Here is a 12682-nt window from a genome sequence, read left to right on the forward strand (position 1 = left end):
GCCGCAGATTCGGGCTAGCGGGCGCGCGATGGATCCGTCCCCCGCCTCCCCCTCGCCGCGCGTCGCCTTCTTCAGCGGCAACTACAATTACGTGCGCGACGGCGCCAACCAGGCGCAGAACCTGCTGGTCGGCCACCTGCTCGACCGGGGGGTGGCGGTGCGGGTCTACTCGCCGACCACGCCGACCCCGGCGTTCGAGGCGCGCGGCACCGTGGTCGACGTGCCCGCCATCCCGATGCCGGGCGGCCGCGGCGAGTATAAGCTCGGCCGCGGCCTGCCCGCACGTCCGCGCCGCGACCTGGAGGCGTTCGCGCCCAATATCGTCCACGTCTCCTCGCCCGAGTTCCTCGGCCACGCCGCGGTGACCTGGGCGCGTCGGCGCGGCATCCCGGTGGTGTCGGCGGTGCACACGCGCTTCGAAACCTATTTCCAATATTACGGGCTGGCCGCGGTGCAGCCCGCGATCAAGTGGATCCTGCGCCGCTTCTACGATCGCGCCGACCGCGTGCTGGTGCCGACGCCCTCGATGGCGGAGGTGATCCGCGGGCTGGGCGTGACCACGCCGGTGTCGCTATGGGGCCGCGGCGTCAATCACCGCCGCTTCCACCCTTCCGCGCGCGACCTGGCGTGGCGGCGCTCGCTCGGCATTGGCGACGACGAGCTGGCGATCGGCTTCCTCGGCCGGCTGGTGCTGGAGAAAGGGCTCGGCGTGTTCGCCGACGTGCTGGGACGGCTCGACGCGATGGGGATCAAGCATCGCGCGCTGATCGTCGGCAAGGGCCCCGCGCGCGACTGGTTCGCCGAGCGCGTACCCCAGGCCGCCTTTGCCGGCTTCCAGAGCGGCGACGATCTCGGCCGCGCGGTGGCGTCGATGGACCTGCTGTTCAACCCGAGCGTCACCGAGACCTGGGGTCAGGTGACCTCGGAGGCGATGGCGGCGGGCGTGCCCGTCGTGGCGGCGCGCGCCACCGGCGCGGTCGACCTGCTCGACGACGGGGTCACCGGGCTGCTGGTGACGCCGCAGGACGTCCAGGGCTATGCCGCGGCGATCGCGACGCTGGCGAATGATCCGGCGCGACGGCACGCGATGGGCGCGGCCGCGCACGACCATGCCAAGAGCTTCCGCTGGGATACCGCCAACGAGGCGGTGCTCGACATGTACCGCGAGCTGCTCGCGGGGCGGTGAGAGCGGGGCCCTGGCTCTCACCGCCTGCCACCCCGGCGCACGCCGGGATCCAGTTGGACGAACCTCGCTGAGCATCACCACGGTCGTTCCAACTGGACCCCGGCGTGCGCCGGGGTGGTGCTTACCAGTGCCGGGCCGCATCACCGCAGCGAGCGGTCCTCACCCCTCGCGCCAGTCGAAGGTCAGCGGCGCCTCGCGGAAGGCGAAGCGGTCGAGGTGGCTCGACACCACCTCGCGCATGCGGCCCTCGTCCTCGCCCTCGGGCACGGTGAGCAGCACGTCGAGCGTCTCGCTGTCGGCGCGCATCGCCAGGCGCGCGCCGTTGGGGAAGTCGATCTCGCCCTCCTCCGTGGAGAAGCGCACCGTCATCTTGTGGCTCCAATGCTTGGCGAGCTGCTGGAGATAGCGGCTGGCCGAGTGCGTCGGCACGCGCGCGACCGAGACGCTCACTTCCGCCGCTCGATCGTCTGCGCCAGCTCGTCGATCAGCGCGGCGACCTGGAACATCTCCTCCTCGTCCGTCGCGCCGTGCAGCCGGTTCTGCACCGCGTGGCGCAGGTTGTGGAGCGCGCGCCGCACCGGGACGTGATCGCCGCGCGAGCGCTCCGCGCCGAGCCCGGCGAGCCGCTCGAGCAGCGTCGCCACCTGCGCCGCGTTCTCCGCGAGATGCGCGCGTCCCGCGTCGGTCGCGGCGAAACGCTTGCGCGCACCCTCGCTCGCCTGCTCCTCGATCTGCTCCATCTCGGCCAGCATCGACAGAGCGGGATAGACCACGCCCGGGCTGGGCGCATAGGCGCCGCCGGTGAGGTCCTCGACCGCCTTGATCAGCTCGTAGCCGTGGCGCGGCTCGTCCGCGATCAGCTTGAGCAGCACCAGCCGGAGCTCGGCGCCGTCGAACATGCGCCGTCGCCCCCCGCCGCCGCGCGCGGCCTCGTCCCACCGCGTCGCGAACTCCGCCGCGACCCGCTCCCAGCCGCCGCCGCGGCCACCGCGCGGCCCGCAGCCACGCCCCATGCCGCCGTGCCCGCGGCCGTGTCCATACATCTGTCCGAACATCATCGACTCCTTCAGCTCGATGCGCTCAAGATATATCGTAGCGAGATCACGTCAAGATGTCCTGCGATATATCTTGACAGGGCGAGATGACGTGCCCCGCGCGAGCGCCTACATCGGCGCGATGGCCGACCTGTTCGCGGGGCTCGATCCCGCCGCTCCCCCCGATCCGCCCGCCGCGGTCGACGCGCCGCTCGCCGACCGGCTGCGCCCGCGCGCGCTCGGCGAGGTGGTCGGACAGGACCATCTCACCGGCGCGGAGGGCGCGATCGGGCGGATGGTCGCGGCGGGGCGGCTCTCCTCGATGATCCTGTGGGGGCCGCCGGGCACCGGCAAGACCACGATCGCGCGGCTGCTCGCCCAGGCGGTGGGGCTTCGCTTCGCCGCGATCTCAGCGGTGTTCTCCGGCGTCGCCGACCTCAAGAAGGCCTTCGCCGAGGCGCGCGACCATGCCCGGCTGGGCAGGCGCACGCTGCTCTTCGTCGACGAGATCCATCGCTTCAACCGCGCGCAGCAGGACGGCTTCCTGCCGTACGTCGAGGATGGCACGGTGACACTCGTGGGCGCCACCACCGAGAATCCGTCGTTCGAGCTCAACGCCGCGCTGCTCAGCCGCGCGCAGGTGCTGATCCTCCACCGGCTCGACCGCGCCGCGCTCGAGCAGCTGATCGCGCGCGCCGAGGCGGAGGTCGGCCGAGCGCTCCCGCTCGACGACGCCGCGCGTGACGCCCTGGTGGCGAGCGCCGACGGCGACGGGCGCTTCCTGCTCAACCAGGTCGAGACGCTCTTCTCGGTCGACCTCCCCGCCCCGCTCGACCCCGCCGGGCTGTCGAGCTTCCTCCAGCGCCGCGTCGCGGTCTATGACAAGGACCGCGAGGGGCATTACAATCTCATCAGCGCGCTGCACAAAGCGATCCGCGGCTCGGACCCGCAGGCGGCGCTCTACTATCTCGCGCGGATGCTCACCGCGGGCGAGGAGCCGCTCTACCTCTTGCGCCGGCTGACCCGCGCCGCGGTCGAGGACATCGGGCTGGCCGATCCCCAGGCGCTGGCGCAATGCCTGAGCGCGAAGGACGCCTATGACTTCCTCGGCTCGCCCGAGGGCGAGCTGGCGATCGCGCAGGCGTGCGTCTATCTCGCCACCGCGCCCAAGTCGAACGCGGTCTATGCGGCGCAGAAGGCGGCCTGGAAGGTGGCGCGCGAGACCGGCTCGCTGATGCCGCCCGCCAACATCCTCAACGCGCCGACCAAGCTGATGAAGCAGATCGGCTATGGCGCGAACTACGAATATGACCACGACAGCGAGGGCGGCTTCTCGGGCGCGAACTACTGGCCCGACGAGCTGCCGCCGCAGCGCTTCTACGCGCCGACCGACCGCGGCTATGAGAAGCGCGTTGCCGAGCGGCTCGCCTGGTGGGATGAGCGCCGGCATGCGCGCAACGATTAAGCTCCTCTCCCTCGCCCTGCTCGCCGTCCCCGCCGCGGCGCAGTCGCCGCAGTCGGTGCGGTTCGACGACCATCAGCGCTACGCGCGCGCGATCGCGGCGGGGTACAAGGCGTATAATCTGTGCGACGGGCTGTTCACCGCGGGGCGCAGCGAGCGCCAGGTCGAGGCGCTCGAGTTGCGCGGCATCTACCCGGAATATGACGCGATCGTGCCGACGCTGGCGGCGCGCGTCGACCGGCCCGGGCGTGGCGTGAGCGTCGCCTTCGACCCCGCGCTGCCGCCGCGCCGCGCGACCTGGGCGGCGGGAGCGGGCTGTACGCTCGCGCCGATCGGCGCCGAGACGCCCGCGCGTGCGCCCGCGCCCGGCCTGGCGCGCGTGCCCGGCCCCGACCCGCGGCGCTGGCCGCTCGGCGACGCCGGCATCGCGCCCCGCCCCGCCCCAGCGCTCGCCGGCGCGGTGGCGCGCGCCTTCGAGGGCGCGTACGGGCGCGGCACCGAGACGGTCGGCGTCGTCGTGCTGCGCGACGGCCAGGTCGTCGCCGAGCGCTATCGCGACGGCTTCGGCCCCTATGTCCCCAATCGCACCTGGTCGGTGGCGAAGAGCATCACCGGCACGCTGGTGGGGATGAGCGGGGTCGACCCATCGCGCCCCGCGACCGTTCCCGAGTGGCGCCGCGCCGGCGACCCGCGCGCGCGCATCACGCTGGACCAGCTGCTGCGGATGAGCTCGGGGCTGCACAGCGACACCGCGGGCAACCGCACCGACGCGCTGTATTTCGGCGGCACGGCGGTGACGGAGCAGGCCACCGGCTGGCCGCTCTCGTCGCGCCCCGGCACGCACTTCCGCTACGCCAACAACGACATCCTGCTCGCGGTGCGGGCGCTGCGCGCGTCGCTCGGCGAGGCGCATTACCGCGCGCTGCCGGCGCGGCTGCTCACGCCGCTGGGGATGCGCCACACCGCGATCGAGTCCGACTGGCAGGGCAATTACCTGCTCTCCAGCGCGGTGTGGACCACCGCGCGCGACCTCGCCCGGCTCGGCCAGTTCTGGCTGCAGGACGGGGTTTGGCAGGGCCGCCGCCTGCTGCCCGCCGGGTGGATGCGCTACATGACGACGCCGCGCGTGCCCCAGCCGGAGCGCGACGAGGGCTATGGCGCCTCGATCTGGCTGTTCGGCCCGCGCCAGGGACTCCCGCCGGGCAGCTACTCGGCGCAGGGCAATCGCGGGCAATATGTCATGGTGGTGCCGTCCGAGCGGCTGGTCGTGGTGCGCCGCGGCGAGGACCCGACCGGCGCGCGCTTCGACGTGGCGCGCTTCACCGCGGACGTGATCGCGGCGCGGTGAGCGCGCCGCCGCCCGGCCGCTTCGCCGAGTTCGTCGCGATCGACTGGTCGGGCGCGCGCGGGCGCCGCCACCGCGGCATCGCGGTGGCGCGCTGCGTCACGGGGGGCGGCGCCCCCGCGCTGGTCGCGCCGGCGACCCGCGACTGGTCGCGCGCCGAGGTGCTCGACTGGCTGGTCGCGCGCCGCGACCGCGCCATGCTGGTCGGCTTCGACTTCAGCTTCTCCGCCCCTTATGTGGCGCGCGGCGCCCATCTGCCGGGCGAGACCGAGACGCGCGACGCGCGCGCGCTGTGGCGCTACGTCGACGCGGCGAGCGACGACGACGACCTCGGCGCCGCCACCTTCCTGGAGGCGCGTCGCGGGCGCCACTTCTACCTCGGCGCGGCGGACGGCGCCAAGCGCGACTTCCTGCACTGGCGGGCCTGCGAGGTGGCGCACGACGGCAGCACCAAGCCCTCCACCGTCTATGACGCGATCGGCGCGGCGCAGGTGGCGAAGGCGAGTTTCGCGGGCATGCGCCTGCTCCATCACCTCGACGGGCGCGTCGCGATATGGCCGTTCGACCCGGTCCCGCCGGCGGGGCCGCTGGTGGTGGAGATCTACACCGCGATCGCGGCGCGCGCCGCGGGGCTGCGCAAGGGGCGAAGCAAGCTGCGCGACGCCGCCGCGCTGGACGCCGCGCTGGCGGCGCTGGGCAGTCCGCCGCACGCGCCGCTCGCGCGCTACGACGATCATTCGACCGACGCGATCCTGGCGGCGGCGTGGCTGCGCGCGCGGGTCGACGATGCCGCGCTGTGGCGACCGCCAGGGTTGAGCGCGGCGGTGGCGCGGACCGAGGGCTGGACCTTCGGCGTCGCCTGACGCATGAGGGCCGCCGCGCCGGTTTAGCTCAGCTGGTAGAGCAGCGGTTTTGTAAACCGAAGGTCGCGGGTTCGATCCCTGCAACCGGCACCGCCTCCCTTCCTCTCCGCATCCCTGACACCGCCGTTCTGGGCCACAAGCTCAGGGGCTGACTACTTGTTCGCGATCCCAGGCGAGCGCATCCGCACCCCATCGACCGCGACACTCGAGGGGGTAGCTTGAGGGTACAGTCCGCGAAGGCCGGGGGTACCGGATGCTGACGGATTTGGCGTGCCGCCGAGCGGCGCCGCGCCCGACCGCGTACAAGCTCAGCGACGCATTCGGCCTCTACCTCTACGTGCTGCCGAGCGGCTACCGCTCGTGGCGCTGGAAGTATCGCGTCGCGGGCAAGGAGAAGGTCCTCGTCTTCGGCCCCTACCACGCGGTGACACTGGCCAAGGCACGACAACTCCGCGAGGAAGCCGCACGCTCGCTGCGCGAGGGCATCGACCCGTCGATCAGCAGGCGCCAGCGGGCTGCCGCCTAGGCAGCCGTGGCGGACGCGACCTTCGAGCGGATCGCGCGCGACTGGCATCGCAGTCAGCTGCCGATGTGGTCCGCGCGCTACGCGAGCAACACGCTCAACAACCTCGTCAACGACGTCTTCCCGAAGATAGGCCAGATATCATGGTTTTTCGGGATCCCAAGCGCGGCCAAACGTTCGCTCTCGTGATTGACACCGCCCGTGAGCGGGTTTGTGGTCGCTTCACCGTCAGCGGCATCAAGGTTTGATCCGCCTTCATACCGTTCCTCACTAAACGCGATTGGCTGCCTCACGTCGCCGGTCGCGTTCAGGCGCGACGCACCAAAGCCGAGCCCCAGCGTACTCAGGCCGTAGATCGCTTCCGCCGCAGCCGGACTAGCCCCCGTGACGCTCGATATCGCGCGTGCGCCATAGGTCTCGCCCGGTATCGCCGTGACCGCCTGCTTCGCGCCCGCGACGATCCGGTCGACGTTGGTCGCCGCGTTGATCCCGGCCAGGGCCGCGGCACCGCAGCCCGCACCGATTGACCCGGGGCAGGCTGCCGTCCCCGCCGCCATCGTGAAGCCGTCAGCGACCACACCCGCGGTACCGCCGACAGCCTCAATCCCGCCCGCTAGGCGGACGCCCTCCGGCGTCTTGTTGAAGGCGTTGGCCTTCTGGATCGCACAGGACAGCGGCGTGTCACCGCTGCACAGCCGCGCGTCGATCGCGTTCTGGCCTTCGATGGTTTGGCTAGCGAGAGAATAGGCATCCAGCGCATTCTGTTGCTGCTCGTTCAACGAGCAGGACTGTGGGCTGGACGCGCAGGCGGCAACCTCGGCGAACTTCGAGAGCCCACCGATCTTTTCTACCGCGGCACGGAACTCCGGGCTGTTCTTGTATACATCGTCAACCGACAGCCCCGTCTTCGTCTCGGGGCCGAAGATCCCATGCTTCGTGACGGTCGAATTATTCTCGCTCTCGACCTGCGCCGCAGTGATCGCCGCGCCCGGATCGAGCCCGAGCATGCTCGCGGTCGCCCCCGCGACCGTCGCCACGAGGTGGTCACGCCGCTGCGCCTCGCGCTGCGTCAGCGGCTCGCCGTCCGCGTCCACCGCCGGCGTCGCGCCCGTCTTCAGCAGTTCGTGCACCCCGACGCTCGTGGCGGCCCCCAGCGCCGCGCCGCCGCACGAGCCCCCTCCGGCCACGCTGCCCGCGCACGCGACCGCGCCCTGCGCCAGCGCGCGCAGCACCAGATGCTCGTCGTCGTTCCCCACCAGCGACTTGACCCGCTCGGTGGCCCATCCCTGCGCCAGCGTCGCCGCCGCGCCCTGCACCAACCCGCCGAGCGAACCCCCGACGTCGCCGCTCGCCGCGCCCACCGCCGCGGTGATCACGCGCTGACCGGTCCCGCCCGCGCCCCAGGTCGCGTACGGGCTCTCCGACGGTTTGGCGTCCGGATGCGCCTCGCGCCACTTGGCGTCATCCTCCGCGCGGTGCGCCAGGAAGGTCGTGCTCTCGACCCCGAGCGTGCGCACCGTCTCGAAGCCGCGCTCCAGCCCGGCGCGCTTGTCGGCGTCGAACTCACGCACCAGCGGCGCGTTCGCCGCGCCCGGGTCCCGCGAGATCGTCGCCGCCGCGACCTGGCTCGCCGGGTCGTCCGACGTCACCGTCAGCATGCCGGGCGAGATCGCGCTGCGCGTCACCGACGTCTGCGATCCGCGCGCCGACATCGCCACCGGCAGCCCCGCCGAGACCCGCCCCGCGCCGCCGCGCGCGCTGCCCGGCACCTCGCCTTGCCCCGAGGTCGCCTGCCCCTTCGCGTCGCTTCCGCCCGCCCCCCAGCCGCCCCCGAACGACGTCTGCCCGCTCGACCACGCCTCGCTGTTCCGGATGTCGCTGAACCCCAGCGTGCCGGTGGTGAAGCTGTTGCGCTCCGGCGCCGCGCTCGACTCGATCGCCCCGCCGTCGAGCTGCGTGTGGTGGCGGACGTCGACCTGATAGCCCCCCGCCCCGGCGTGGATCCCCGCCTGGTCGTGCACGCTCGCGAAGGTCCCGCTGGCCCGCGCCGCGCTGACGTTGCCCGACACGCCCGGCACCCCCGCGGCATCAAGCGACCCGCTCACCGACCAGCCGTGCTGGTCCGAGCTATAGCTCGCGCTGTCCTGCCGGCTGCGGATCGCGAGGTCCGCCGCGCTCACCTCGACCCGCTCGCCCACCACCTGGCCGGCATCCAGCGTCACCGTGGCGTCACTCACAGACCGGCAATTGTCACCGGCTTGCTGTCACTCCCCTCTTGAACTATTTTAAAGACGCGTTGCTTATTCGTGGACTAGTAGATGACGGGGCGGCCGTTGTTTAAGGATGTGCCGTCCCACCCACAGGGAAAGTGGCCTTCTATATACCACTGACCTTGGCTAGAATAGAAGCTTGGCGGCCGCACGTCAGATAGCTCCGCCTCCATGCATAAATGCAATATATCCCAATTGACTGAACTCTTAAAGCATGGATCAAGATTATTTTTTAGAATTACGTCTTTTGTCTTTTCTTGTACTAGTAACTCAATCTCGGGTTTAATAGACGCTACAAGTAAGTTCCATTTAGAAAATGCGCCAATGTCTTTTTTCATTACACTTTCACGATAGTCGTTTGCAGCTTCTAGGCATATTCTTTCCCACTCGGGTGAGTTGCAGCTATCCAAAGCCTCGCCCCAAGAAGATAATATATCTGCTGAGCACGTAGTGCGCACACCAACATTCCTAAACCAATCAACGCTACGAAGATTATTCAAAGTCTCTACGGTATTTTTATGCATTCTCAATTTCCTGCGTCATTTTTCGTCTGAGGCAACCTATCAGGTACGCGAGGCACGGGCATAGATGGCACGAGGCCAAAGTTTGTTCGTTGATCAGCAGCCTGGCCAGCAACATCTCTGGCTTGGGTCGCGGACAGACCGGATTGAATTAAAGCTTTATCGACGGCGGCACTGTATTGTTCATTTGTGGGCGTCATACCATAAAAATTGCCGCCCTTACGGTATGGGCTCCAAAAACCCTCCAGAGATGCGTGAAATTCGTAATGAGGTGATCCAGGTTCTGCCAAAGCATTGCCAGGCATCGCGATTGCGAGCCCCTCGTTCCTTGGGATCATGCTCTTAAACGCCGCATTTTGATTCAGGTGATTGGCTTGAAGTCCTGTTCCTTTCAGCTCGGTCACGAGCGCGCCATAAGAGTCAACGCGTGGTGTAACGCCCTCTGGCGCGATCAGTGGCGCCACGGCGATTGCACCCCAACCGCCGACGAGCAATCCCGCCTGAGCAGCTGGCTCGTTTTCTCCGGAGAGCAACGGTGAAAGCGTGGCGATCTCGCGTGTCGCGTCCGTGTGATCGCCAAAGAAGTGGGCGCCCGGCAGGTTAGCTAGCGCCTGCAACTGCTCGGGCGATTGCTGCGCCACCTGGCGTGCGAGCAGGCCGAGCGGGCTGATGTCGGACTCGACCGGATGATCGGCGAGGTACGTCACCTGGCCTGCGCTCAGGCCCGAGTTGACGAGTTCGATCGCCCTGTCTTGACCCCCTAGCTTGTTGACCGTTTCGTCGCTGAGACGGCGGTACTCGACCGCTTTGTCCTCATCCCCCCCAAACTGGCCTACAATTTCCTTATAGAGCCGTTGATCGGTCGGGCTCGCGCTCTGCCGAAGGTCCGTTAGATACTTCTTGTACTTGCTCGCAAACTCAGTCGCGGGCACCTGCGGTCCATGCGCGGGCTGAACCGTCCTGCCGTTCACCTTGAGCGTGGAATTATTCTCGGTCTCGACCTTCGCGCCGGTGATCGCTGCGCCCGGGTCGAGCCCGACCGCGCCCGTCACCACGCCCGCGACCGTCGCCACGATGTTGTCACGCCGCTGCGCCTCGGCTTGCGTCAGCGGCTCGCCGTCCGCGTCCACCGCGGGCGTCGCGCCCGTCTTCAGCAGCTCGTGCACCCCGACGCTCGTGGCGGCCCCCAGCGCCGCGCCGCCGCACGAGCCCCCTCCGGCCACGCTGCCCGCGCACGCGACCGCGCCCTGCGCCAGCGCGCGCAGCACCGGATGCTCGTCGTCGTTCCCCACCAGCGACTTGACCCGCTCGGTGGCCCATCCCTGCGCCAGCGTCGCCGCCGCGCCCTGCACCAACCCGCCCAGCGAACCCCCGACGTCGCCGCTCGCCGCGCCCATCGCCGCGGTGATCACGCGCTGACCGGTCCCGCCCGCGCCCCAGGTCGCGTACGGGCTCTCCGACGGTTTGGCGTCCGGATGCGCCTCGCGCCACTTGGCATCGTCGTCCGCGCGGTGCGCCAGGAAGGTCGTGCTCTCGACCCCAAGCGTGCGCACCGTCTCGAAGCCGCGCTCCAGCCCGGCACGCTTGTCGGCGTCGAACTCACGCACCAGCGGCGCATTGGCCGCGCCCGGATCACGCGAGATCGCCGCCGCGGCCCGCTGGCTCGCCGGGTCGTCCGACGTCACCGTCATCGCCCCAGGCGAGATCGCGCTGCGCGTCACCGACGCTTGCGACCCGCCCGCCGAAAGCGCCACCGGCAGCCCCGCCGAGACCCGACCGGCGCCACCGCGCGCGCTGCCCGGTACCTCGCCCTGCCCCGAGACCGCGCGCCCGCTCGCGTCGCTCCCGCCCAGCCCCACGCCGCCCCCGAACGACGTCTGCCCGCTCGACCACGCCTCGCTGTTCCGGATGTCGCTGAACCCTAGCGTGCCGGTCGTGAAGCTGTTCTGCGACGGCGCCGCGCTCGACTCGATCGCCCCGCCGTCGAGCTGGGTGTAGTGGCGGACGTCGACCTCATAGCCCCCCGCCCCGGCGTGGATCCCCGCCTGGTCGTGCACGCTCGCGAAGGTGCCGCTGGCCCGCGCCGCCGTGACGTTGCCCGACACGCCCGCCACCCCCGCGGCATCGAGCGACCCGCTCACCGACCAGCCATGCTGGTCCGAGCGATAGCTCGCGCTGTCCTGTCGGCTGCGGATCGCCAGGTCGGCCGCGCTCACCTCGACCCGGTCGCCCACCACCTGGCCGGCATCCAGCGTCACCGTGGCGTCGCTCTCCACCCGCGTCAGCCCGCCGCGACCGACATGCGCGGTCCGCCAGCTCGTCGTCTCCTCGCGCTCGCTCCCGTGCGAGCCGCTCACCCCCGCGCTCAGCGTCGGCGCGCCGACCAGGTGGCTCGGGTCGGTCCCGTTCGCGCCCCGGCCGAGCCCGAGCTGCTCCGACACCCCCAGGCTGGCGCCGAAGGAGCGCTGGCTGCCGCTGCTGCTGTCGTGCGCCGCCACGCCCTCGACCGTGATGTTGCCCGGCGCTTTCAGCACCGTGCCGCGGCGCCCGCCGACGTCGCTGCCCGCGATGTCGATCGTCGAGCCCGGGCCGTCGCCCGAGGCGCTCAGCACCACCGTGTCGCCGCCCACGTCGCTGCCCACTACCGTCTCGCGGTGCGACGATGTCCGCGACGAGCTGCGCGACACCCCCAGCGTCGCGTGGAGCGACACGCCGAACTCGCCCTTGCCCTTCCCCAGCATGTCGTTCAGCGCGCGCGCGTCGTCGAGCCCGTTGCTGATGGCGAGCCCGCCCGCGAGCCCCGCCACGACCGCCGTGCGGGAGTCACCGTCGCGCGCCGCGCCCGACCCGGCGCCTGCCATCCGCGCGACCGTGCCGACCTCGTTGAGCAGCGACGACGACCCGCCCAGCGACAGCCCCGCCGACGACTGCCGGCTCGTGCCCCAGCTGTCGTTCGTGTCGATCACCGCGCCGACATGGATCGAGCGGCCCGAGAGCACCGTCGGCCCGGCGCCGTCGATGCGGCTGCCGAGCACGTCGATCTTGCCGCCGGCCCTGATCTCAACGTCGCCCGTCTGCGACACCAGCGCCGCGCCGTTGTGCGTGACCGAGTCGCTGCCCCAGCGCTGCTGCGACGAGGCGCTGCCGAGGAACAGCCCGTCGCCGCCGAGCGACAGCCCGCTCTTGTGGCTGCTCGACGAGCCTTCCTCATGGACGCGGTTCTCGCTCGCGACCACGTCGACGTCGCCCTTGGCGAAGACCTGGATCGGATCCACCGCGCCGGCCTGCGCGCCGCGCAGCAGCACGCTGCCGTCCGACGAACCGATCGTGATGTGGCGTCCGGCGAGCACCGGGGCGACCGCCATGTCGGTGGTGCGCTAGACGCCGCCCGTCGTCGGCCGTAGCTCGCAATTGTCGTGGCCCGTGCCGTCCGTCGCGGTGGGGTTTGTGCATTTACAATGTCAAAGAACGAAACCGA

General features: G+C 70.5%; 9 protein-coding genes and 1 tRNA gene. 7 read left to right on the forward strand and 3 right to left on the reverse strand.

The features are described 5' to 3' along the window. The first annotated feature begins 28 nt into the window (after positions 1–28). Complete coding sequence (locus KZ813_RS03090; protein WP_219753518.1) at positions 29–1186, forward strand: glycosyltransferase family 4 protein; 1158 nt, start codon at positions 29–31, stop codon at positions 1184–1186. Positions 1187–1345: 159 nt separating this feature from the next. Here KZ813_RS03090 and KZ813_RS03095 read toward each other — a convergent pair whose 3' ends face one another. Beyond that, positions 1346–1636, reverse strand: coding sequence for a DUF2218 domain-containing protein (locus KZ813_RS03095; protein ID WP_219753519.1), 291 nt, complete (start codon positions 1634–1636; stop codon positions 1346–1348). Beyond that, positions 1633–2241, reverse strand: coding sequence for a PadR family transcriptional regulator (locus KZ813_RS03100; RefSeq protein WP_373369239.1), 609 nt, complete (start codon positions 2239–2241; stop codon positions 1633–1635). The genes KZ813_RS03095 and KZ813_RS03100 overlap by 4 nt, the downstream gene beginning before the upstream one ends. 121 nt (positions 2242–2362) lie before the next feature. Between KZ813_RS03100 and KZ813_RS03105 the strand changes: the two genes are divergently transcribed. From KZ813_RS03105 to KZ813_RS20460, 6 genes are all read left to right on the forward strand, one after another. Beyond that, entirely contained in the window at positions 2363–3685 is a 1323-nt protein-coding gene (locus KZ813_RS03105) for a replication-associated recombination protein A (protein WP_219753521.1), read from the forward strand. Beyond that, the gene (locus KZ813_RS03110; protein WP_219753522.1) at positions 3669–5030 is read left to right on the forward strand and encodes a serine hydrolase domain-containing protein; all 1362 of its coding nucleotides are present in this window, start codon (positions 3669–3671) and stop codon (positions 5028–5030) included. Before KZ813_RS03105 ends, KZ813_RS03110 begins: the two co-directional genes overlap by 17 nt. Continuing rightward, a complete protein-coding gene (locus KZ813_RS03115; RefSeq protein ID WP_219753523.1) occupies positions 5027–5890 on the forward strand; it encodes a hypothetical protein in 864 nt (287 codons plus the stop codon). The genes KZ813_RS03110 and KZ813_RS03115 overlap by 4 nt, the downstream gene beginning before the upstream one ends. Before the next feature lie 17 nt (positions 5891–5907). Continuing rightward, positions 5908–5980, forward strand: a tRNA-Thr gene (locus tag KZ813_RS03120). Between the two features lie 163 nt (positions 5981–6143). After that, the gene (locus KZ813_RS03125) at positions 6144–6416 is read left to right on the forward strand and encodes an Arm DNA-binding domain-containing protein (RefSeq protein WP_219753524.1); all 273 of its coding nucleotides are present in this window, start codon (positions 6144–6146) and stop codon (positions 6414–6416) included. Positions 6417–6479: 63 nt separating this feature from the next. After that, entirely contained in the window at positions 6480–6602 is a 123-nt protein-coding gene (locus KZ813_RS20460) for a hypothetical protein (protein WP_373369250.1), read from the forward strand. A gap of 2607 nt (positions 6603–9209) precedes the next feature. Here the strand turns inward: KZ813_RS20460 and KZ813_RS03135 are convergent. After that, positions 9210–12569, reverse strand: a complete 3360-nt coding sequence (locus KZ813_RS03135) for a hemagglutinin repeat-containing protein (protein WP_219753526.1) — start codon at positions 12567–12569, stop codon at positions 9210–9212. Between the last annotated feature and the right edge of the window lie 113 nt (positions 12570–12682).

The organism is Sphingomonas folli, assembly GCF_019429525.1.
GTDB classification, from domain to species: domain Bacteria; phylum Pseudomonadota; class Alphaproteobacteria; order Sphingomonadales; family Sphingomonadaceae; genus Sphingomonas; species Sphingomonas folii.